Raw genomic sequence first — 21,716 nt, forward strand, 5'->3', positions numbered from 1 at the left:
CTATATGACGCGATGCTAGAATCTCTAGCCACTATAGGATCAAGAGGTATTTGCGATGAATTTGCCCATCGGCGAGCTGGCGCGGCGCACCGGCGTCAAGGTGCCGACGATCCGCTTCTACGAGCAGATCGGGCTGATTGATGCGCCGCCGCGCACCGAAGGCAACCAGAGGCGCTACGGCAAGACCGAGGTCGACCGGCTGAACTTCATCCGGCATGCCCGTGAGCTCGGCTTCGAAGTCGACCAAATCCGCGAATTGCTGGCGATGTCGCAGGAGCCGCAGGCCTCGTGCCATCAGGCCGACAGCATCGCCAAGGCGCATCTGCGCGAGGTCGACCGGCGCATCGAGAAGCTTCAGGCGCTGCGGGTGGAGCTTGCCCGCATGGTCGACGAATGCGGCCACGGCCGCATCTGCGACTGCCGCATCATCGAGGTCCTCGCCGACCACAGCCAGTGTTCGGCAGAGCATGTGTCCCGATTGAGACAGGGCTGAAACCGGCTGTGGCCGCCGCTCGCCGCGAGGCGCATTTCATTTGATATTCCGGCCCTTTGCGGTCTAGGGATAACCACCTCGAATCCCGAAAATCCGCAGACGGGAAGCGCCGATGGAAGCCCAGCAAGACCAGATGCACGGCGCTGACGCCGAGGCCACCGGCGCCGAGATCTACGGCGAGGACGGGGCAATCCTTCACTCGTTCCTAGCCCATATCGGGGCTGCGATCGCCGATCGCGACACGCTGACGCTGAAGCGCGACGCCGCCGGACTGCACCAGTCCGAGCTCGGCGATCTTCTGGAGGCGCTGCTTCCGGAACAGCGTCTCGCGCTGGTGGAGCTCATGGGCTCCGACTTCGACTTCTCGGCGCTGACCGAGGTCGACGAGGCGATCCGCCTCGACATCGTCGACAACCTGCCGAACGAGCAGATCGCGCAGGCCGTCCAAGAACTCGATTCCGACGACGCGGTGTACATCCTCGAGGATCTCGACGCCGAGGATCAGAACGAGATCCTGGCGCAGCTGCCGTTCACCGAACGCATCCGGCTGCGCCGCTCGCTCGACTATCCCGAAGAATCGGCGGGTCGGCGCATGCAGACCGAGTTCGTCGCGGTGCCGCCCTTCTGGACCATCGGCCAGACCATCGACTACCTGCGCGACGACAAGGAGCTTCCCGACCGCTTCAGCCAGGTCTTCGTCATCGACCCGACCTTCAAGCTGCTGGGCGCGATGGATCTCGACCAGATCCTGCGCAACAAGCGTGCGGTGAAGATCGAGGAGGTGATGCACGAGACGCGCCACGCCATCCCGGCGACGATGGACCAGGAAGAGGCGGCGCGCGAGTTCGAGCAATACGACCTCTTGTCTGCCGCTGTCGTCGACGAGAACGAGCGCCTGGTCGGCGTGCTCACCATCGACGACGTCGTCGACGTCATCCAGCAGGAAGCCGAAGAGGACCTGCTGCGCATGGGCGGCGTGGGCGACGAGGAACTGTCGGACACGGTGGCCGCGACATCGCGCTCGCGCGTTCCGTGGCTTCTGGTCAATCTCGGCACCGCCTTCGTCTCGGCTTCGGTCATCAGCATGTTCGGCGCCACCATCGAGGAGATGGTGGCATTGGCCGCGCTGATGCCGATCGTGGCTTCGCTCGGCGGCAATGCGGGCACGCAGACGATGACGGTGACCGTGCGTGCGCTCGCCACCCGCGACCTCGACATCTACAATGCCGGTCGCGTCATCCGCCGCGAGGTGATGGTCGGGCTTCTGAACGGCGCGGTCATCGCGTCGATCCTCGGGCTGGTGGCCGGCACGTGGTTCCAGAGCGTCGACCTCGGCTTCGTCATCGCCACGGCCATGATCCTCAACATGCTCGCCGCGGCGCTCGGCGGAATTCTCATTCCGCTGTTCCTGGACAAGCTGGGCGCGGATCCGGCCATCTCGTCGTCGATCTTCACCACGATGATCACCGACGTTATCGGCTTTCTCGCCTTTCTCAGCCTCGCCACCTGGTGGCTGCACCTTGGCGCGCAGTCCGGCTAGGCGCGTCAATTGACTTTTACGTAAGTCGCGTGCGAGAATCACAAAGTCTAAGAATTTGCCCGGCTGTGCGGCCGTCCGCCTGCCGGTGCATCCGCCCCGGCTAGCGCCCCGGCAAGGTGAGGAAGCGGCGCGGCATGACCCGTCGGGTGGAGTGGGAATGCGGGAATACTATTCGATCACGGAACTGACCCGCGAATTCGACATCTCGACGCGGACGTTGCGCTTCTATGAAGACGAGGGGCTCGTCTCTCCGGTTCGCCGCGGCAGGACGCGACTGTTCCGGCCCTCGGACCGGCATCTCATCCGCCAGATCATGCGCGGCAAGCGACTCGGCTTCTCGATCAACGAGATCCGCGAGATCATCCAGATGTACAAGGAACCGCCCGGCGAAGTGGGGCAGCTGAAGCTGATGATCAAGCGGATCGAGGAGAAGCGCGAGGATCTGCGGCAGAAGCGGCGCGATCTGGAAGAAACGCTGGCCGAGCTGGACCAGGCGGAGGAATCCTGTGTCGAGCGCCTGGTCGAACTTGGCGTCACCACCTGACGCCTGCCGCTGCGGGCGCGGTCAGATCCAGCGCCTGACCCTTTTCGTGTAGTCGATGTATTTCTTGCCGAAGCGGGTCTGGAGGTGCTTTTCCTCGCGCTCGATGGCGAGTTTCTGCGTCGCGAAGGCCGCGATCAGGGCCAGGGCGATGAACCAGATGCTGCCTGCGATCAGGCCGATGCCGATCATCATCAGGGTATTGCCGAAATAGATCGGATTGCGCGTCAGGGCGAAGGCGCCGTCGGTGACCAGATGGTCGGAAGCCCTGTCCGGCCTGATGGTCGTGTTACCGCGCTTGAGCGCGCGCATCGCCGAAATCTCGATCGCTATGACTGCCACCACCGCAAGGCCGCCGGCGGCGAACAGAATATCGGAAAGCGGCTCGGTGATCCACGGGAGCGGGAGAAAGACCTCGAGCAGGATCGCGACCGCGATCGCTGCAAGATAGATGATCGGCGGCCACGGCACCTTGTTGGGGGCGGCGGAACGATCTGTCATTGCACTCCTCCATTCTGCATTTCGCTGTCCGAGCGCGCGGTGCACATGGCCGTCGTCTCACGCACGCGTGTCGTCAGCGCCGCGCTCTGCTCACCGGCATAGAAGCGATCGAACGAATCGTCCCTCTGCAGGTCATCGAGCACGCATGCACAGTAGCGCGCGCAGAATTCGGTGTCGCGGGTCTGCTCGCAGGACAGCTGGCAGGAACTGAGGAACGTCACCTCCCGGGTTTCGACCTGTGCGGGGAAAAACTGCGCAAAGGCCCAGACCAGCGAGATCAGCACCGGCTGGTGGATGAGATAGGCGGCGAGGCCGTGGCGGCCAACGAAGGTCAGCGGCCGCGACCAGGCGCCTGCCTGAATCGCCGCGAGCTTCTCGAACAGGCCGGCCCTTTGGGCAAGCCCGGCGACGCCGATGCCTGCCAGGACCGCGCCGAACCACGGAAATAGCGGCACGTAGTCGTTCGAGCGGGGGACGACGGTCGACAGGCCGACCCACCACAGCGCCGGGTGGTTGAAGATATCCGCGCGCAGGAACTGGGGCGCGGCGATGACCAGCACGGCGACGACCAGGGTCAGCAGGGGCGGCAGGCGCAGGAAGGCGAGTCCGAGTACGCTGGCGAGCGTGATCTGATGCAGGATGCCGAAGAAGATGAACGTGTTCGGCATGGCGAACCATGTCGCCACGGTGATGAGCAGCGCCGCAGCCGCCACCATGGCAAGGCGGCGCCAGTACCTGCCCCAGTGAAAGCCCTTGGTGTAGGCCATCACCAGGCTCACGCCGACCAGGAAGAGGAAGCTGGAGGCGATGGAGCGCGCGAATATCTTCCAGCCGCCATAGGCGGTCGTGCCTGGATCCATGTAGCCGAAGAACTCCAGATCCCAGGCAAAGTGGTAGATCGCCATGGCGACGAAGGCGACACCGCGGACGATGTCGATTGTTGAGATGCGTTTCGAACGGGCCGGAGCCAGGTCGGCGGACAGTTGGATCGTCATGGATATCACTTTTGCGGTCTGGAGCGTTCTTGCGCCAATGCAGTACTATAATGGTTTAAACTAGGCGGTAGTGAGTAGAGTTGCGGCCGATGCACAAAGTTTCTGCGAATGGCGCATCGATCGCGGCCATCGGACGCAGCACCCGGATAGTGCAGGGCGACGCCTGCCTGGAGCTGGTATCCGAGGCGCTGGCATTCGGCTACCGTCACGTAGTGCTGGCAGATGCGTGGCGGTGTTCGAATTCGGCTCGTCAGACGATGAAAATGGCCGCCATCTCGACATTGCCGAGCGGGCACTGACGGCTGTGCGATTTTGATTTCTCTCGGGAAGGGATTGAATACCGGGTGAAGCGAGAGGTGACCATGACGGGGCGCATTATGTCGCTGACGGAAGAATTGGTGGCGCGCTGCCATCGCGACGTATTCGACGAGGGGCCGGACCCTGACGCCCAGCATCTCGACGAAGACGATTATGCCAGGATGATCGAGGAGACCTTGGGCGCCCGTCCCGACGACGGGCCGCTGTGGCTCTTCGCCTACGGGTCGCTGATCTGGAAGCCGGAGGTGGAGCACACCGAGGAGAAGGTGGCGCTGGCGCGCGGCTGGCATCGCTCATTTTGCGTGAACATGACCCGCTGGCGGGCCACCAAGACCCAGCCCGGGCTCATGATGGCCATGGATAGGGGCGGCCAGTGCAAGGGGGTGGCGCTGCGGCTCATGGATGGCGACCGCCGTCAGCAGTTGGACAAGCTGTTCCGACGCGAGATGACGCTCAAGCCGTCGACCTACACGCCGCGCTGGCTGAATCTCTCCACGGAGGGAGGGCCGCTGGTCGCGCTAGGCTTCGTCGCCAACCGCAGGGGGCGCGCCTATGCCGGCGGCATATCCGAGGACGACGTGGTGGAACGCATCGCCACGAGCTGCGGACATTGGGGCTCGGCGGCGGACTATCTCTACAACGTCGTGAAAAACCTCGAGCAGCGGGCGATCCATGACCGGCATCTGTGGCGCCTGCAGCATCTGGTCGCCGAGCGGATCGCGGCGAGGGCCTGATTGGCCGACGCCGCATTCGCGCCGCCCGGCGTCGGAATTTGGTTTGCCGCTTCCGGGTTTTGTTTCTATAGTCGATGCCGTCGTCGGTTCCGTTTGGAATCAAGAGGGAATGCGGTGAGGGCGTTTTTTGCCCGAAGCCGCGGCTGCCCCCGCAACTGTGTGCGGTTAGCTCTCCCCAAGGGCCACTGAAGCTTGCTTCGGGAAGGCGGGGAAGGGTGTCGATCCGCAAGCCAGGAGACCTGCCGGCGACGGGAAATGAACTCTGTGCCCTCGGGTGGAGGGCGAAAGGACATCGAAATGACGACTGTTTCTTCCGCGATCGGCGCCGGCGTTTCTGCCCAGTCGCGCAACATGCAGCTTGCCATGGCGGCGCTGCTCGGACTGTTCTTCGTCGGGATCCTCGGCTTCTCGCAGATGGAAGTGGTGCACAACGCGGCCCACGATTATCGCCACTCGATGGCGTTCCCCTGCCACTAACGGAAGTTCTTCGATATGTCCGTGTTTCGCAACGTCGTGTTCATCGCGGCGATCAGCGGCCTATTCGCCGGCGTGATCCTGGCCGCGCTCCAGACCTATTCGACCGATCCGCTGATCTTCAAGGCAGAGACCTACGAGAACGCCGGCGGTCATGACCATCTCACGGCGCCGGCCGCCGGGACCGAAATGTCCGCCCCGGCCGCCGACGCTCAGGCAGCGGCACCGCAGGAGCCCGAGGCGGAGGCCTGGGCGCCGGCCGACGGTTTCGAACGTTTCGCCTATACGGCGCTCGCCAACGTGGTGAGCGGCGTGGCCTTCGCGCTGATCCTGGTCGCGGCCTCCGAGTTTGCCGGCGGCATCGCCAACTGGCGCCAGGGCGTGTTCTGGGGCTTTGCCGGATTCGCCGTGTTCACGCTCGCGCCCGGCCTGGGACTGCCGCCGGAACTGCCGGCGATGCCGGCGGCCGACCTAGGCGACCGCCAGGTCTGGTGGACGCTCACGGTGCTCGCCACCGCCGCGGGCCTTGCGCTCATCGCGTTCCGCAAGTCGCTGCCGCTCGCCATCCTGGGCGTCGCACTGATCGTCGCGCCGCATGTCGTCGGCGCACCGCAGCCGGCGAGCCACGAGACGCCGATCCCGGTGGACCTGCATCGCAGCTTCGTCGTCGCCACCACGATATCGAACCTCGTGTTCTGGGTCGTCCTCGGTGCCGTCGCAGGCTTCGTGCGCGGCCGCTTCATGGGTGAGCGCGGCGAAGCGATGCGCGGGCATCTTGCCTGAGAAGCTGACTTTCCTGCTCGGTGGGGCGCGTTCCGGAAAGAGCGCGCACGCCGAGCGCCTCGTGACCCAGCATCCTGCGCCGTGGACCTACATCGCCACGGCGCAAGCCTATGACGAGGAGATGCGCGAGCGCATCGATATCCATCGCGCCCGGCGCGGTGCGGGATGGCATACGATCGATGCGCCGCTGGATCTCACCGGCGCGCTCGGCAGCGTCCCGGACGGCGTGCCGGTGCTGGTCGATTGCCTGACACTCTGGCTTTCCAACCACATGCTCGCGGACCATGATGTCGAAGCCGAGAGTTCGAGCCTTGCCGGGCTTCTGGCGCGGCCGCGCGGCCCGTGGTTCGTCGTCGCCAACGAGGTCGGGCTCGGCATCGTGCCGGACAATGCGCTTGGCCGCCGTTTCCGCGATGCGGCCGGACGGCTCAATCAACAGGTGGCGGCAGGCGCCGACGAGGTGCTGTTCATGGTCGCCGGCCTGCCGATGAAGGTGAAGTGACATGAAGACCATCGACGACCAGGAAGCCGAGCGGCACCGCGCCAAGATGGCCAAGCGCAAGGCCGTGCAAGATGCCGAGGTGGCAGGCAAGACCATCGTCGAGAAGGGCCTTTTGATCGTCAACACCGGCCCCGGCAAGGGCAAGTCGACGGCGGCCTTCGGGCTGGCGCTGCGCATGCTCGGCTACGGCCACCGCGTCGGCGTGGTGCAGTTCATCAAGGGCGCCTGGCATTCGGGCGAGCAGGACGCTTTCGCGGCATTCGGCGACCGTGTCGTCTGGCACACGATGGGCGAGGGTTTCACCTGGGAGACCCAAGACATCAAGCGCGACATCGCCGCTGCCGAGGCGGCATGGTCGAAGGCGCAGGAGCTGCTCGCCGATCCGAGCATTTCGCTCGTCGTGCTCGACGAGCTCAACATCGCGCTTCGCTACGACTATCTCGACCTGGACGCCGTGGTTGCCGCGCTCAAGGGCCGGCGCGAGGGCCTGCATGTCGTGGTCACAGGCCGCAACGCCAAGCCGGCGCTGGTGGAGGCGGCCGATCTCGTCACCGAAATGGGCGCCACCAAGCACCATTTTTCGGCGGGCGTGAAGGCGCAGAAGGGGATCGAGTTCTGAGCGGCAGGGCCGCTTCAGAACCACATGGCCAATCCGACCGCTCCGATCGCGCCGACTAGAATGGCATCGGCCGTCCAATAGAGACGCAAGGCGGCACGGATGTCGGAGGCGTTGGCGTCGCGTCGGCCGCCGGCGCCCATGATGGTGTCGTCGACCATCACGCCGCCATAGCTGCGCGGGCCGGCGAGCGCCAGGCCGAGCGCGCCCGCCATGGCGGCCTCGGGCCAGCCGGCATTGGGCGAACGGTGCTGCTTCGCATCGCGCCAGACCGCGTGCCAGGCGGCCTTGGGGTCGGCGCCGGGCACTAGGAAGGCGGCGAGCACGATTGCGAGCGCCGTCAAGCGCGAGGCTGGCAGGTTGATGAGGTCGTCGAAGCGGGCGGCCGCCCAACCGAAGGCCTCGTGGCGCTTGGTGCGGTGGCCGATCATCGAATCGGCGGTGTTGGCGGCCTTGTAGGCGGCACCGCCGGCAAAGCCGAGGACGGCCAGCCAGAAGGCCGGGGCGGTGATGCCGTCGGAAAAGTTCTCGGCCAGGCTTTCGATGGCGGCGCGGCTGACACCGGCCTCGTCGAGCCGTTCGGGGTCGCGTCCGACAATCTGGGACACGGCCTTGCGGCCGGCGGCAAGACCGCCGCTGTCGAGCGCGTCGGCCACGGCGCGGACGTGGATGCCGAGGCTGCGCTGGGCAACGAGGCTGCTCGCTGCGATCGCCGTCAAGAGAATGCCGAAGGGCAGGAGGCCGAACAGGCGCTCGATGGCGAATGCCGTGGCGGCGGGAACGGCGACGATGACGACGAGGGCGGCCACGCCCCAGATGCGGCGCATGGCGTCGGTATCGGTGGCGCGGTTGAGGCTCTTGTCGAGAAAGGATATCAGCTGTCCGATCCAGATGACCGGATGGCCGATCTTGCGCACAAGCCGGTCCGGATAGCCGAAGCCGAGTTCAACCAGAAGCGACAGGAAGGCAAGCGGAAAAGACATGACGCTTCTTGCAGGACGTAGGACTGGGACGGTCGATCACGGCGGCAGCCTGGAGCGGGCGAGGGCGCTGTTTCCGGGAGCGCCCGAGCCGTTCGTCGACCTTTCGACCGGGATCAATCCGCACTCCTATCCGCTTTTCGAACTGCCCGCCACAGCCTTGTCGCGCCTGCCGGAGCCTGGAAGGGCGCGCGACCTCGCGGCTGTGGCGGCGACAGCCTACGGCGCGCCGTCGGCAGCCAACGTTGTTCCGGCGCCGGGCACGCAGATCCTTTTGCCGCGCATCGCGTCGCTGGTGCGGCCTGGCCGCGCCTTCGTGCTCGGCCCGACCTACCAGGAACACGCTCGTGCGGCCGCGATCGCCGGTCACGAGGTGGCCGAGGTCCGCGACTTTGCGCGCCTTGCGGATGCCAATCTCGCCGTCGTCGTCAACCCCAACAATCCCGACGGGCGGGTGATCTCGCGCCTGGAACTGCTCGGCCTTGGGGAGAAGATGCGGGCGAAGGGCGGGTTGCTCGTGGTCGACGAGGCCTTCATGGATGTCGGCCCAGGCGCCGAAAGCCTTGCCGGCAATGTCGACCAGGGTGGCATCGTCGTCCTGCGTTCCTTCGGGAAGTTCTATGGCCTTGCGGGAATAAGGCTCGGCTTCGCGATTGCTCATGGCTCGATCGCCGAACGGCTCGAGGAAGAGCTTGGTCCCTGGTCCGTGGCGATTCCCGCGCTGGAGTACGGCATCAAGGCGCTTTCCGACGGCGCCTGGCAGACGTATATGCGTGCGATGCTCGCCCAGGCCGCGCATCGGCTCGACCAGGCGTTCGCGCGCGCCGGCGTGATCACCACGGGCGGTACCTCGCTGTTCCGCCATGTCGACATCGCCGACGCCGCCGGGCTGTTCCGGGCGCTCGGCCGCGAGGGCATTCTCGTGCGCGCCTTCGCCGACCGGCCGACGCAACTGCGCTGCGGCTTGCCCGGGCATGAGGTCGAGTGGCGGCGGCTCGAGGTGGCGCTGGGCGACTGGGCTCAAGACCGGCAGGCGATGCGCAGATGAGCAATTCGACGATCCATGTCTGCCCGCTGTCGAAAGTGGATGAAACCGTCCTTCGCGTTGGCGCCGGGCGACTGATCTCCCTGCTCTCCGCCGGCACCGAGATGACGCGGCCGGGATCGCTCCGCGCCGAGGATCACCTGCTCTTGAACATGCATGACATCGCTGCCGAGCAGGACGGCATGACGCTGCCCGGCGAGGTCCATGTGCGCCGGCTTCTGGAATTTGCGGAAAGCTGGAACCGCGCGCGGCCGCTGGCGATCAACTGCTATGCCGGCGTCAGCCGGTCGACGGCCTCGGCCTACATCATCGCGGCAGCACTTGCGCCTTCGCGCGACGAGGAGGAACTGGCGGCAAGCCTGCGGCGCCTATCGCCCACCGCCACGCCCAATCCGCGGCTGATCGCGGTCGCCGACCAGGTCCTCTGCCGCAATGGCCGGATGATCGCCGCGGTCGGCGCAATCGGCCGTGGCGTGGACTGCTTCGAGGGCGTGCCCTTCGGTCTGGAGATTTAGGCCAGCCAGTCGGAAAGCTTGGCCTTGCGGATGTCGTGCATGAGCCGGACGAAGCCCTCGGCCTGGTGCTCGGCCGTCAGCCGGCCCTTTTCGGCCGTGGCGATCGCGGCATTGCCGACCACGCCGTGCGGGTTGAGGTCGGAGGCGACCCAGGCGTAGGCATGGGTACCGGTCTGGCGCAGCAGTTCGAACGCCTCTTCGGCACGCGCGACGTTGGAGATGAAATTCTCCGCCTTGCTCATTTCGACAAGGTCGGGCCGGAAATGCAGCATCAGCGAGGTCTCGACGTCACCGCCGTGGATGCCGTGTCGGTCCTCCAGTTCGGGATACATGCCGGCCGGCCGGCCGAAACGCTGCCAGCTCGTCTTGACCGCGAGCATGTCGAAGCGCACGCGCAGTTCGCGCGTGACGATGCCCATGATCTCCTCGTTGCCGCCATGCGAATTGACGATCACGAACTTGCGGATGCCGGCGCGTGCGATGGAGATGCCAAGTTCGGTCCAGGCGTCGATCAGGGTCGACGGCGGCAGGGTGAGGGTGCCCGGCGCATGGACATGTTCATTCGACTTGCCGACCGCCTGGATGGGCAGGAAACGCACGTCGAGCTCGTCGGGCAGGCGCGCGATCACTTCGTCGAGCATGCCGGCCATGATGGTCGTGTCGGTCGAGACGGGCAGATGCGGTCCGTGCTGTTCGATCGCCGCGACCGGAAGCACCGCTATGGTGTTCTCGGGATCGATCGATGCATATTCGGTGGTCCTGTAGTCGCCCCACCATCTTCTCTTTCCCGCCATCGTCCGATCCTCTTCTCCGGTGCTTGCTGCCGATCTACGTCCTGGGCGCTGCCGGCGCAATCAGCCGGCAGCGATCACCTCGATTTCCACCTTGAATTCCGGCCGCGTGAAGCCGGACACGATCATCAGCGTCGAAGCCGGGGCGGGGTCGGAGAACAGCCTGTCGCGCGCGTCCATGTAGGGCCGCATGTGGATCCGGTCCGTGACGTAGGCATTGATGCGCACGACGTCGTTGAGCGTCAGGCTCGCCTCGCCGAGAATCGCGGAGATGTTGCGGAAGCAGAGCTCGGCCTGGGCGCCGGCGTCCTCGGGCACCGTGTCGTCGGGTCCGATGCCGAGCTGGCCTGAGCACAGCACGAGCCGCTTGCCCGCCGGAACCTCGACGCCGTGGCTGTAGCGCGCGAATGGCGCCTTGATCGATTTGGGCAGCAGAAATCTCAACATAGGGCTCTCCATTCAAGTGGAACCTAAAGCCGTCACCACCTTCGTTTCAAGATACCCTGCTCCGATCGGCGCGTCATGGACAGGCGCCCGAAAAATGGGCACTGTGCCGTTCCGAAGGCATGAACCATCCGGCCTTTCCGCGCAGTCGAAGCCAATCCCATTGCAGCCGGCGCGGAGCGACATTGGCACGTGCCTTGCTTGAAGCAACGTTGCGGTCTTGACCCCGGCGCGGTCGGCAGGGGCTAACGGAGGGTGGTGCTTATGAGCGTATTTCTGAAAGTGTCGGCAGGGGCGGCGGCGGTGCTTGTCGCTGCCTCGCTCGGCGCCGCGGCGGCCGAGAAGGTCACCTTCATGACCAACTGGCTCGCTCAGGCCGAGCATGGCGGCTACTACCAGGCCGTTGCCGACGGCACCTATGCGGCCTGCGGCCTCGACGTGACGATCGCCCAGGGTGGGCCGCAGGTGAGCGGACGTCCGCTGCTGCTCGCCGGCAAGATCGATTTCTACATGGGCGGCAACCTGCTCCAGGCGTTCGACGCCGTGCAGCAGAACATCCCGCTCCGCATCGTCGCGGCGTCGTTCCAGAAGGAGCCGCAGGTGGTGATGTCGCAGCCCGGCCAGGGATTGGACAAGTGGGAGGATCTGCCGAAGGCCGAGCAGTACATCATCGGCGACGAAGGCGCCCAGAGCTTCCTGCTGTGGATGGCGACCGATCACGGCTTCGACGTCTCCAAGCGCGTGCCCTACACCTTCAATCCCGCACCCTTCATCGCCAACCCGAAGTCGATCCAGCAGGGGTATGTGACCTCCGAGCCCTTTGCAGTGGAGAAGGAAGGCGGCTTCAAGCCCAACGTCTTCTTGTTGGCGGACTACGGTTTCGATACCTACGCCACGACGATCGAAGCGATGCAGAAGACGATCGACGAGCGCCCGCAGGTGGTGCAGTGCTTCGTCGATGGCTCGGCCAAGGGCTGGTACAATTATCTCTACGGCGACAACAAGGCCGCCAACGAGATGATCAAGAAGGATAACCCGGACATCACCGACGAGCAGATCGGCTTCTCCATCGAGCAGATGAAGAAGTACGGCATCGTCGATTCGGGCGACACGGAGAAGCTCGGCATCGGCGCCATGACCGACGAGCGGGTCAAGAGCTTCTACGACAAGATGGTGAAGGCCAAGGTCATCCCCGACGGGATCGACATCACGAAGGCCTATACACTCGACTTCGTCAACAAGGGTGTCGGCATCGACCTCAAGAAGTGAAACCAGCCGAAACATGATGCCCCAGCAGACCAGCATCGCAAGAACCGGGGCAGTGGAGGGCGGCAATCCGCTGCTCGTCCTGCGCGGCGTCGGGAAAAGCTTCTCGAACGGCGTCGTCGCATTGCGCGACGTCAACCTGACGATCCGGGAAGGCGACTTCGTCAGCCTGCTCGGACCGTCCGGCTGCGGCAAGTCGACGGCCCTGCGCATCATCGCCGGGCTGTCCTCCCCGAGTTCGGGCGCGCTCGACTGGCACAAGGCCCTCGGAAGCGACTGCGTCGGCTTCGTCTTCCAGGAGCCGACGCTGCTGCCTTGGGCAAGCGTGTTCGACAATGTCTGGCTGCCGCTGCGGCTCAGGGGCGTGTCGCGGGAAGCGGCGCGACCGGCGGTGATGGAGATGCTGGAGCGTGTCCACCTCTCCGGCTTCGAGACGGCGGTGCCGCGCGAACTGTCGGGCGGCATGAAGATGCGCGTCTCGATCGCGCGCGGTCTGGTCACCAAGCCGCGGCTGCTGCTCATGGACGAGCCGTTTGCCGCGCTCGACGAGATCACCCGCTTCCGCCTCAACAACGACCTGCTGGAGCTTTGGCAGGACGAGCGCTTCACCGTGGTCTTCGTCACCCACAGCGTGTTCGAGAGCGTGTTCCTGGCGAATCGGATCGTGGTGATGGCGGCGCGGCCGGGGCGGGTGTTCGAGGAGTTCGCGGTCGATGCGCCCTATCCCCGGGACGAGACGTTCCGAACCTCTACCGACTACGCAGCACTTTGCCGGCGCGCGTCCGCCGTGCTTTCCTCGGCGATCCATTCCACGGTTGGGGCGAGCCATGACGATCATTGACCAGGCGGGGGCCGTGCTCGACCCGGAGGAGGCGCGGCGTGTCCGCGCCGAGCGGCTGGAGCGCCTGGGCAAGTGGCTTTTGCCGCTGGCGATCATGGTGCTCGCCATCTGGCTGTGGGACCGCATCTGCGTCTGGAACGGGATCCCGCAATACATCCTGCCGCGGCCGGGCGTGGTACTGGACACGCTCTTCAAGGACGCGCCGCTGTTGTTTTCGTCGCTGCTGGTGACACTGCGGATCACCTTCCTGAGCCTGCTGCTCGCCGTCGTCGGCGGCGTGGGGCTGGCGGTGCTGTTCGCCCAGTCGAAATGGGTGGAGATGTCGCTCTTCCCCTTCGCGGTCGTGCTGCAGGTGACTCCGATCGTGGCGATCTTTCCGCTCATCAACATCTATGTCGACAACCAGACGGCCAAGCTGCTCCTCTGTGCCTGGATCGTGGCGTTCTTCCCGATCTTGTCGAACACGACGCTCGGCCTCAATTCGGTCGACCGCAACCTGCGCGATCTGTTCAAGATGAACGGCGCGACACGCTGGCAGCAGCTGTGGCACCTGCGCCTGCCGGCGGCGATGCCCTATTTCCTCGGCGGCCTGAAGATCGCAGGCGGCCTCTCGCTGATCGGTGCGGTGGTTGCCGAATTCGTTGCCGGCGCCTCCGGCCAGTCCTCGGGGCTCGCCTCGCGCATCATCGAGGCCGGCTACCGGCTCAACGCGCCGCGACTCTTTGCGGCTCTTATCCTCATCTCGGTGACAGGTATCCTGATCTTCCTCATGCTGTCGCTGGTTTCCCATCTCATCCTGCGGCGCTGGCACGAAAGCGCGCTCAAGCAGGAGCGCTAGCCGTGACCTTTCCGAATTCCAGGACCTACCGTCTGTCCAGCGCGCGCATCCATTCGTCGCTCGCGCCCGGCCTTTCCCTGGCGGCGGACGGCGACGGATTTGCGCTGGTCGACATCGAGGTGGCGGACGGCAGGATCGCCCGCATCGGAGCGGCGACGAACGTTGCGGGCGGGTTCGGCCTCCATGGCCGCATCGTCCTGCCTTGTTTCGTCGATTGCCACACCCACATCGACAAGGGGCATATCTGGCCGCGCCAGCCCAATCCCGACGGCTCGTTCATGGGCGCACTGGCCGCGACTGGGGCCGACCGCGCGGCGCGTTGGAGCGCCGAGGACGTGGCGCGCCGCATGGATTTCTCGCTGCGCACTGCCTACGCGCATGGCACCAAGGCGATGCGCACGCATCTCGACAGCGTGGCGCCGCAGGAAGAAATTTCCTGGCCGGTCTTCGAGGCGATGCGCGAACGCTGGCGCGGCCGCATCGAGTTGCAGGCCGCCTGCCTGTTCGGCATCGAGGCGGTGCGCGACCGCGGCTGGTTCGCCGGCATGGCGCGGCGCGTCGCCGGGGCACATGGCGTGCTGGGCGCGGTGACATACATGATGCCCGACCTCGACGAGTTGCTCGACGTCATGTTCCGGGCTGCATCCGAACACGGCCTCGACCTCGACTTCCATGCCGACGAGACGGACGACGTCGGTGCTGTGTCGCTGCGCAGGATCGCCGAGGCCGCGCATCGGCATCGCTTCGAGGGCAAGATCCTCGTCGGGCATTGCTGTTCGCTGGCGCGCCAGCCGGGCGAGGAGGTTCTCGGTACGCTGGACAAGGTCGCCAAGGCCGGGATTGCCGTCGTTTCGCTACCGATGTGCAATCTCTACCTGCAGGACCGGCGGCACGACGCGACGACGCCGCGCTGGCGCGGCGTGACGCTGTTGCACGAGATGAAGGCGCGCGGCATTCCGGTGAGCGTCGCCTCCGACAATGTGCGCGATCCCTTCTACGCCTATGGCGATCTCGACATGCTCGAGGTCTATCGCATGGCGACGCGCATCCTGCATTTCGACCACCCGGTGGCCGACTGGCCGAGGGCGGTTACCGCTACCCCTGCTCAGGTGATGCGGCTCGACGGCGCGGGCGTGCTCGCGGCGGGCGGTCCGGCCGACTTCATCATCTTCAAGGGCCGCAACTGGACCGAGCTTTTGTCGCGGCCGGAGTCGGACCGGATCGTCGTGCGCGACGGACAGCCGATCGATGCAGCACTGCCCGACTATTCCGAACTCGACGATCTGATGGGGTGAGACGATGGACCTTGCCGGGCTTAAGCGCGATCTCGACGGGGTGAAGATCGATGACAACGAGAAGATCGTGCAGCAGAAGAGCCGCGACTTCTACTGGTACAGCCCGGTGCTGAAGCGCCAGCTCGACCATGTCACCGGCGACATGGTCGTTTCGCCGAAGAACGAGGCCGAGGTCATCCGCACGCTCGCCGCCTGCTACAGGCATGGCGTGCCGGTCACGCCGCGCGGCACCGGCACGGGCAACTACGGCCAGGCGATGCCGCTTTCGGGCGGCGTGGTGCTCAGCCTCGCCGAGATGAACCGGGTGCCGGCGATTGCGCCTGGCCGGGTCGTCTGCGAGCCGGGGGCGGTGCTGGCCGACATCGACCGCTCCACGCGTGCCCATTCCGGCCAGGAACTCAGGCTTCACCCATCGACCTACAACACCGCCTCGATTGGCGGCTTCATCGCCGGCGGCTCGGGCGGCGTCGGCTCGATCAATTTCGGCGGCCTGCGCGATTTCGGCAACGTGCTCCGGCTGCGCGTCGTGACCATGGAGGCGGAGCCGAAGGTCCTCGAACTGACCGGTGAGGCGCTGCACAAGGTCACCCACGCCTACGGCACCAACGGCATCATCACAGAGGTCGAGATGCCGCTGACCGCTTCCTACGACTGGGTGGACGTAATCGTCGGTTTCGACAGCTTCATGGCCGCCGCCCGCTACGGCAATGCGCTGGCCTGCCAGGACGGTATCCTGACCAAGCTGGCCACGCCGATCGCAGCACCCGTCCCATTCGCCTATTTCAAGCGCCACCAGCGCTTCCTGCGCGAGGACCAGAGCATCTGCGTGGTCATGGTGGCACCGCATTCGCTGGATGCGTTCCTCGCCTTCACCCGCCGCGAGGGCGGCGAGGTGGTGTTCAACGCGGCGACCACCGAGGACACCAAGGGCCTGCCGCCGGCCTATGAGCTGGCCTGGAACCACACGACGCTCAGGGCCCTGCGGGTCGATCCGTCGATCACCTACCTGCAGTCGCTCTATCCGTTCCCGAACCACCTGGCGCTGGTGGAGAAGATGGACGCGATGTTCCCCGGCGAGGTCTTCTCACACCTCGAATTCGTCCGCTTCGACGGCAACATCACCTGTTTCGGCCTGCCGCTGGTGAAGTTCACCACCGAAGAGCGGCTCGACGAGATCATCCGTCTGCACGAGGACAATGGCTGCCCCATCTTCAACCCGCATCGTTTCACGCTGGAGGAGGGCGGCATGAAGCAGACGGACGACGTCCAGCTCGCCTTCAAGCGCGAGGCCGACCCGAGCGGGCTGCTCAATCCCGGAAAGATGATCGCCTGGGAAAACCCGAACTACGATTACCGAAGCGGCAAGACTTTTCTCTTCAAGGGCTTGCAGAAGGCAAGCTGAACTGCGCGATGAAGATCCTCGTGCTCTATGCCCATCCCGTCGAGACGAGCTTCAATGCGGAGCTTCACAGGCTCATCGTGCAGCGGCTCGAGGCAGCCGGGCACGAAGTGGACGATTGCGATCTCTATGCCGAGGATTTCGATCCGCGGCTGACGCGGGCCGAACGGCTCGGTTACCACGAGGCGAGGTCGGACGGCGATGCGGTTGCGTCCTATGTCCGGCGCCTGCGCAGCGCAGAGGGGCTGGTGCTGTGCTTCCCGGTCTGGAACTATGGCTATCCGGCCATGTTGAAGGGATTCTTCGATCGCGTGTTCCTGCCAGGGGTGTCGTTCAGGCTTGTCGACGGCATGGTGGTGCCGATGCTGCACAACATCCGCAAGGTCGTGGCGGTCGCGACCTATGGCGGCAGCCGGTTGCGCGCCATGCTGATGGGCGATCCGCCGCGGAAGCTCGTCGGGCGGGTCCTGCGCGCCAACGTCCGTCCGGGTGCGCCGGTAAGCTACCTGGCGCAGTACTCACTGAATCTCTCGACCGACAGGACGCGCAAGGCCTTCATGCGCAAGGTGGCTGGCAGGATGGACCGGTTCTGATGCGGGTGCTGATCGTCTATTGCCATCCGGTGCCCGACAGTTTCTGCGCCGCGGTCTGCGAGACCGCGCTGGAGGCGATCAGGGCCAAGGGGTGCGAGGCGCGGCTGCTGGACCTCTATGCCGAGAACTTCGATCCGGTGATGCGCTGCGACGAGCGGCGGTTGTACAACGACCGCGCCCCGATCGATCCGGTGCTGCAGGTCCATATCGACCACATCAAGTGGGCGGAGGAAATCGTCTTCATCTACCCGACCTGGTGGTACGGGTTGCCGGCGATGCTCAAGGGCTGGCTCGATCGCGTCTGGGCGACCGACGTGGCCTTCGAACTGCCCAAGGGCAAGGGGGCGATCAGGCCACTGATGACCAATATCTCCAAGATCGCGGTCGTGACGACCTGCGGCGCGCCGCGGCTGTGGTCGCATCTCGTCGGCCATCCGGGGCGAAAGACGATCCTGCGCGGCATCAGGGCCCTGTGCGCGAGGCGCTGCCGTACGCTTTTCATGGCGCACTACCTGATGGACAGCTCGACGCCGGAATCGCGCGGCGCCTTCCTCGACCACGTGAAGCGGAAGCTCACGGCCTTCTGATCTAAATGCGCGCGCGCTCGGCCCTGGGGTCGTACATCGGCTTGAGCGAGGCCTCCGCGGCGAAACGCTCGCCGGCAATCTCGATCTCGTAGCGGGAGCCGAGCACATCGGCTTCCGTCTCATCGGCGCAAGGCACATAGCCGAGGCCGACGGCGCCGCCGAGGTGGTGGCCGTAGTTTCCGCTCGTGATCGTGCCGACGATCTCGCCGTCGCGGACGATGGCCTCGTTGTGGAAGAGCAGCGGCTCGGGATGTGAAAGGCGGAACTGGACCAGCCGACGGCTGAGGCCGGCGTCGCGCTTGCGAAGCACCGCATCGCGGCCTGTGAATTCGCCCTTGCTCGTCTTCACCGCAAAGCCGAGCCCGGCTTCCAGCACATGGTCCTCGTCAGTGATGTCGTGGCCGAAATGGCGGAACGCCTTTTCGATACGACAGGAATCGAGCGTGTGCAGGCCGCAGAGCTTCAGGCCGAGATCGGCTCCGGCCTCCTCGATCGCCTCGAACACGTGGGCCGCCTGATCGGTCGGGACATAGAGCTCCCAGCCGAGCTCGCCGACATAGGTGACGCGATGGGCGCGGGCGAGGCCCATGCCGATCTCGATCTCCTGCCAGGTGCCGAATGGATTGGTTTCATTCGAAAAATCGTTGGGGCTGACTTTCTGGATCAGTTCGCGCGAGCGCGGACCCATCAGGCAGAGCACGCTTTCGGACGCTGTTACATCGGTGATGACGACGAACTCCTCGGACAGATGCTTGCGGAACCATGCGAGGTCGCGCTGCAAGGTCGCGCCCGGAACGACGGCCAGGAAGGCCGTGGGCGACAGGCGCGTGACGGTCAGGTCGCTTTCGATGCCGCCGCGCCGGTTGAGCATCTGGGTGTAGACGATCCTGCCCGGCTCGACGTCCATGTCGTTGGCGCAGAGGCGCTGGAGATAGGCAAGGGCATCGCGGCCTTCGATCCTGATCTTGCCGAACGAGGTCATGTCGAACAGGCCGACGCCGTTGCGTACGGCGAGGTGCTCTTCGCGCTGGTTGTCGAACCAGTTCTGCCGTTTCCAGGAGTATTTGTATTCGCGGTCCTGGCCTTCGCGGGCGAACCAGTTGGCGCGTTCCCAGCCGGCGACCTCGCCGAACACGGCGCCGCGCGCCTTCAGATGTTCGTGCAGTGGCGAGCGGCGGATGTTCCGCGACGTTGCCATCTGGCGATAGGGAAAATGGTCGGCGTAGAGCAGGCCGAGCGTTTCGGAAACGCGTTCCTTGAGATAGCTGCGGTTCTTCTGGAACGGCTGGGCGCGGCGGATGTCGACCTCCCAGAGGTCGAACGGCGCCTCGCCATCGCGGATCCACTGCGCCAGCGCCATGCCGGCACCACCAGAGGAGACGATGCCGATGGAGTTGTAGCCGGCGGCGACCCAGTAGCCGCCCACTTCCGGAGCCTCGCCGAGATAATAGCGGTCGTCGGGGGTGAAGCTTTCCGGGCCGTTGAAGAAGGTATGGATGCCGGCGGTCTCCAGCATCGGCATGCGGTTCACACCCATCTCGAGGATCGGCGCGAAATGGTCCATGTCCTCGGGCAACTGGTCGAAGCAGAAATCCTCGCGGATGCCGTCCATGCCCCAGGGTTTTGCAACCGGTTCGAAGGCGCCGAGCATCATCTTGCCGGCGTCTTCCTTGTAGTAGGCGCACTCGTCGGGCACCCGCAGGACGGGCAGGCGGCCGAGACCCTTAATCGCTTCGGTGACGAGATAAAAATGCTCGCAGGCATGAAGCGGGATGGCGACGCCGTTCCGGGCGCCCAGTTCGCGCGCCCACATGCCGGCGCAGTTGACGACGATGTCGGTCTCGATCGTACCCTGTTCGCTGCCTTGCACCCAGGACACGCCGGAGACGCGGCCATCTTTGGTGTGGACCTTTGACACCTTGACGTTCTCGACGATCCTCGCACCGCGCTGGCGGGCGCCCTTGGCCAAAGCCATCGCGATGTTGGCCGGGTCGCACTGGCCGTCGAGCGGCAAATGCACGGCGCCGACCACGTCGGATACATTGAGATGGGGGTACATCTCCTTGACTTCACTGGGTGAAATCTCGCGCACATCGACGTTGAAGGCGCGGGCGAGCGAGGCCTGGCGATAGATCTCGTGCTTGCGTTCCTCGGTCAGCGCCACGGTGATGGAGCCGACCTGGCGCATGCCGGTGGCGACGCCGGTCTCGGCCTCGAGCTTGACGTAGAGGTCGGCCGAGTACTTCGCCAGCCGCGTCATGTTCTGTGACGCGCGCAGCTGCCCGATCAACCCCGCCGCGTGCCATGTCGTGCCTGAAGTGAGCTGCTTGCGCTCCAGAAGCACGATGTCGGTCCAGCCGAGCTTCGCCAGGTGATAGGCGACGGAGCAGCCGGACACGCCGCCGCCGATGATGACGGCGCGGGCACGGGCGGGGATTTCGGTCATGCGGCAGACCTCTCGTAGCTGTTGGCGAAGCGCCTGAGCCGGCCGGCGGCCTCCTTGAGCACGTCGTCGGGCTGGCACAGGCTGATGCGGATGTGGCCCGATGCGGCGTCGCCGAAGCTCACGCCCGGCATGACGGCGACCTTTTCGCGTTCGAGCAGGTCCCAGGCGAACTTCTCGCAGTCGGGCTCGATGGCGCTGATGTCGAGCATCACATACATGCCGCCTTCGGAGCCGCGCACGGTGACGTTGTTGAGGCCGCGCATGGCTTCGAGGAAGTGGCTGCGCCGGTCGGCATAGGTCTTGGCGATCCACTCGACGCCGAAGTCACCTTCCAGCGCCTCGATCGCCGCGCGGCTGACGAAATCGGTCAGGCCATAGGTGGTGACGAGGTTGAGGTTGATGATCAGCGACACGAGATCGGCGGGCGCGGTGAGCCAGCCGATGCGCCAGCCGGTCATGCCGTGGCTCTTGGACATCGAGTTGATGACCAGCGTGCGTTCGGCCATGCCGGGCAGGGAACGCGGCGACAGGTGCTCGCCGCCGCCGAGCGTCCAGTAGACCTCGTCCGAAAGCAGCCAGAGATCGCGGCGGGTGCAGAGTTCGGCGATGTCTTCCAGGCACTTGCGCGAGTAGACCGCGCCCGTCGGGTTGTTCGGCGTGTTGATCAGGATCGAGCGCGTGTTGGGCTTGAGCGCCTTCTCGATCTCTTCGGCGCGCGGCTGGAAGCCGTCGGCGGCATGGGCCTCGACCACCGTGTAGCTGGCGCCCGCGGCCCGGAAGGTGCTGGGGTAGGTGGCATAGTAGGGGGCCACGACCACTGCGTGGTCGCCCGGATCGTGCGTCGCCTGCACGGCGGCGTAGAGCGAGGCCTGGCCGCCAGGCGTGGCGATGATTTCGGCGAGCGCGGTATCGACGCCGGTGCAGCGGGCCGAGACCTTGGCCATGGCGGCGCGCAGGCGCGGCAGGCCGGGCAACTGCGTGTAATGGTGGAAGCCGGAACGCACTGCTTCCACGCATGCCTCCACCGTTTCGGACGGCGTGTCGAAGTCGTGATCGCCGACCGACAGCATGATGATGTCTTCGCCGGCCTGCTTGCGCGTCATGGCGGCGAAATGCACTTCCCAGCCGTCCTTGCCGGAGGGGACGATGCCGGAGATGCGTGATGATGGTTTCGGCATG

Annotated in this window: 25 protein-coding genes and 1 riboswitch; of the genes, 18 read left to right on the forward strand and 7 right to left on the reverse strand. The window is 65.5% G+C overall.

Annotated features, from left to right (window positions below; genetic code table 11):
- Positions 1-55 precede the first annotated feature (55 nt).
- From PV773_RS04200 to PV773_RS04210, 3 genes are all read left to right on the forward strand, one after another.
- Positions 56-493, forward strand: a complete 438-nt coding sequence (locus tag PV773_RS04200; RefSeq protein ID WP_347965133.1) for a helix-turn-helix domain-containing protein — start codon at positions 56-58, stop codon at positions 491-493.
- A 112-nt stretch (positions 494-605) separates the two neighbouring features.
- The gene (mgtE, locus tag PV773_RS04205; protein ID WP_347965134.1) at positions 606-2,033 is read left to right on the forward strand and encodes a magnesium transporter; all 1,428 of its coding nucleotides are present in this window, start codon (positions 606-608) and stop codon (positions 2,031-2,033) included.
- A 157-nt stretch (positions 2,034-2,190) separates the two neighbouring features.
- Positions 2,191-2,577, forward strand: coding sequence for a MerR family DNA-binding transcriptional regulator (locus tag PV773_RS04210; RefSeq protein WP_340038876.1), 387 nt, complete (start codon positions 2,191-2,193; stop codon positions 2,575-2,577).
- A 21-nt stretch (positions 2,578-2,598) separates the two neighbouring features.
- On the opposite strand, the gene PV773_RS04215 is transcribed toward PV773_RS04210, so the two are convergent.
- A complete protein-coding gene (locus PV773_RS04215; RefSeq protein ID WP_347965135.1) occupies positions 2,599-3,075 on the reverse strand; it encodes an isoprenylcysteine carboxylmethyltransferase family protein in 477 nt (158 codons plus the stop codon).
- Entirely contained in the window at positions 3,072-4,070 is a 999-nt protein-coding gene (locus tag PV773_RS04220; RefSeq protein ID WP_347965136.1) for a DUF1624 domain-containing protein, read from the reverse strand. The genes PV773_RS04215 and PV773_RS04220 overlap by 4 nt, the downstream gene beginning before the upstream one ends.
- Before the next feature lie 89 nt (positions 4,071-4,159).
- Here PV773_RS04220 and PV773_RS04225 point away from each other — a divergent pair, with 89 nt between their 5' ends.
- The 6 genes from PV773_RS04225 to cobO all read left to right on the forward strand — a co-directional run bounded on the left by PV773_RS04225 (position 4,160) and on the right by cobO (position 7,500).
- Positions 4,160-4,369, forward strand: coding sequence for a hypothetical protein (locus PV773_RS04225; RefSeq protein WP_347965137.1), 210 nt, complete (start codon positions 4,160-4,162; stop codon positions 4,367-4,369).
- Positions 4,370-4,432: 63 nt separating this feature from the next.
- On the forward strand, positions 4,433-5,122 hold the full coding sequence (locus PV773_RS04230) for a gamma-glutamylcyclotransferase (RefSeq protein WP_347965138.1): 690 nt from the start codon (positions 4,433-4,435) through the stop codon (positions 5,120-5,122).
- Positions 5,123-5,189: 67 nt separating this feature from the next.
- A riboswitch (cobalamin riboswitch) is annotated at positions 5,190-5,384 on the forward strand.
- A gap of 35 nt (positions 5,385-5,419) precedes the next feature.
- Positions 5,420-5,599 carry a CbtB-domain containing protein gene (locus PV773_RS04235; protein ID WP_347965139.1) on the forward strand — a complete coding sequence of 60 codons (180 nt, stop codon included), beginning with the start codon at positions 5,420-5,422 and terminating at the stop codon, positions 5,597-5,599.
- Positions 5,600-5,614: 15 nt separating this feature from the next.
- Entirely contained in the window at positions 5,615-6,379 is a 765-nt protein-coding gene (locus PV773_RS04240; RefSeq protein WP_347965140.1) for a CbtA family protein, read from the forward strand.
- On the forward strand, positions 6,372-6,881 hold the full coding sequence (gene cobU / locus PV773_RS04245) for a bifunctional adenosylcobinamide kinase/adenosylcobinamide-phosphate guanylyltransferase (RefSeq protein ID WP_347965141.1): 510 nt from the start codon (positions 6,372-6,374) through the stop codon (positions 6,879-6,881). The genes PV773_RS04240 and cobU overlap by 8 nt, the downstream gene beginning before the upstream one ends.
- Before the next feature lies 1 nt (position 6,882).
- Positions 6,883-7,500 carry a cob(I)yrinic acid a,c-diamide adenosyltransferase gene (gene cobO / locus PV773_RS04250; RefSeq protein ID WP_347965142.1) on the forward strand — a complete coding sequence of 206 codons (618 nt, stop codon included), beginning with the start codon at positions 6,883-6,885 and terminating at the stop codon, positions 7,498-7,500.
- A 14-nt stretch (positions 7,501-7,514) separates the two neighbouring features.
- Here the strand turns inward: cobO and cbiB are convergent, their stop codons facing one another.
- On the reverse strand, positions 7,515-8,480 hold the full coding sequence (gene cbiB, locus PV773_RS04255; protein ID WP_347965143.1) for an adenosylcobinamide-phosphate synthase CbiB: 966 nt from the start codon (positions 8,478-8,480) through the stop codon (positions 7,515-7,517).
- On the opposite strand from cbiB, the gene cobD reads away from it, so the two are divergent.
- Together cobD and PV773_RS04265 are read left to right on the forward strand one after the other, a co-directional pair.
- Complete coding sequence (cobD, locus tag PV773_RS04260) at positions 8,479-9,525, forward strand: threonine-phosphate decarboxylase CobD (protein WP_347965144.1); 1,047 nt, start codon at positions 8,479-8,481, stop codon at positions 9,523-9,525. The genes cbiB and cobD overlap by 2 nt on opposite strands.
- Positions 9,522-10,037 carry a tyrosine phosphatase family protein gene (locus PV773_RS04265; protein WP_347965145.1) on the forward strand — a complete coding sequence of 172 codons (516 nt, stop codon included), beginning with the start codon at positions 9,522-9,524 and terminating at the stop codon, positions 10,035-10,037. Before cobD ends, PV773_RS04265 begins: the two co-directional genes overlap by 4 nt.
- Here the strand turns inward: PV773_RS04265 and PV773_RS04270 are convergent.
- Both PV773_RS04270 and PV773_RS04275 read right to left on the reverse strand, forming a co-directional pair.
- Positions 10,034-10,831: a creatininase family protein gene (locus PV773_RS04270; RefSeq protein WP_347965146.1), complete on the reverse strand. Its 798-nt coding sequence runs from the start codon at positions 10,829-10,831 to the stop codon at positions 10,034-10,036. The genes PV773_RS04265 and PV773_RS04270 overlap by 4 nt on opposite strands.
- A 60-nt stretch (positions 10,832-10,891) precedes the next feature.
- Positions 10,892-11,275, reverse strand: coding sequence for a RidA family protein (locus PV773_RS04275; protein ID WP_347965147.1), 384 nt, complete (start codon positions 11,273-11,275; stop codon positions 10,892-10,894).
- Positions 11,276-11,536: 261 nt separating this feature from the next.
- On the opposite strand from PV773_RS04275, the gene PV773_RS04280 reads away from it, so the two are divergent.
- The 7 genes from PV773_RS04280 to PV773_RS04310 are packed head-to-tail and all read left to right on the forward strand — an operon-like array spanning position 11,537 to position 18,091.
- Positions 11,537-12,541, forward strand: a complete 1,005-nt coding sequence (locus PV773_RS04280; RefSeq protein ID WP_347965148.1) for an ABC transporter substrate-binding protein — start codon at positions 11,537-11,539, stop codon at positions 12,539-12,541.
- A gap of 13 nt (positions 12,542-12,554) precedes the next feature.
- Positions 12,555-13,379, forward strand: a complete 825-nt coding sequence (locus PV773_RS04285; RefSeq protein ID WP_347965149.1) for an ABC transporter ATP-binding protein — start codon at positions 12,555-12,557, stop codon at positions 13,377-13,379.
- The gene (locus tag PV773_RS04290; RefSeq protein ID WP_347965150.1) at positions 13,366-14,217 is read left to right on the forward strand and encodes an ABC transporter permease; all 852 of its coding nucleotides are present in this window, start codon (positions 13,366-13,368) and stop codon (positions 14,215-14,217) included. The genes PV773_RS04285 and PV773_RS04290 overlap by 14 nt, the downstream gene beginning before the upstream one ends.
- Positions 14,218-14,219: 2 nt before the next feature.
- Entirely contained in the window at positions 14,220-15,512 is a 1,293-nt protein-coding gene (locus PV773_RS04295; protein ID WP_347965151.1) for a cytosine deaminase, read from the forward strand.
- A gap of 4 nt (positions 15,513-15,516) precedes the next feature.
- Complete coding sequence (locus PV773_RS04300) at positions 15,517-16,914, forward strand: FAD-binding oxidoreductase (protein WP_347965152.1); 1,398 nt, start codon at positions 15,517-15,519, stop codon at positions 16,912-16,914.
- 8 nt (positions 16,915-16,922) lie between these two features.
- The gene (locus tag PV773_RS04305) at positions 16,923-17,504 is read left to right on the forward strand and encodes an NAD(P)H-dependent oxidoreductase (RefSeq protein WP_347965153.1); all 582 of its coding nucleotides are present in this window, start codon (positions 16,923-16,925) and stop codon (positions 17,502-17,504) included.
- Positions 17,504-18,091, forward strand: a complete 588-nt coding sequence (locus tag PV773_RS04310; protein ID WP_347965154.1) for an NAD(P)H-dependent oxidoreductase — start codon at positions 17,504-17,506, stop codon at positions 18,089-18,091. Before PV773_RS04305 ends, PV773_RS04310 begins: the two co-directional genes overlap by 1 nt.
- A gap of 1 nt (position 18,092) precedes the next feature.
- On the opposite strand, the gene PV773_RS04315 is transcribed toward PV773_RS04310, so the two are convergent.
- Together PV773_RS04315 and PV773_RS04320 are read right to left on the reverse strand one after the other, a co-directional pair.
- A complete protein-coding gene (locus PV773_RS04315) occupies positions 18,093-20,537 on the reverse strand; it encodes an FAD-dependent oxidoreductase (protein WP_347965155.1) in 2,445 nt (814 codons plus the stop codon).
- Positions 20,534-21,715 (reverse strand): pyridoxal phosphate-dependent aminotransferase, encoded by a 1,182-nt coding sequence (locus PV773_RS04320; RefSeq protein WP_347965156.1) that lies wholly within the window; start codon positions 21,713-21,715, stop codon positions 20,534-20,536. Before PV773_RS04320 ends, PV773_RS04315 begins: the two co-directional genes overlap by 4 nt.
- Position 21,716: the final 1 nt, after the last annotated feature.

This window comes from Mesorhizobium sp. CC13 (genome assembly GCF_039907765.1).
GTDB lineage: Bacteria > Pseudomonadota > Alphaproteobacteria > Rhizobiales > Rhizobiaceae > Aminobacter.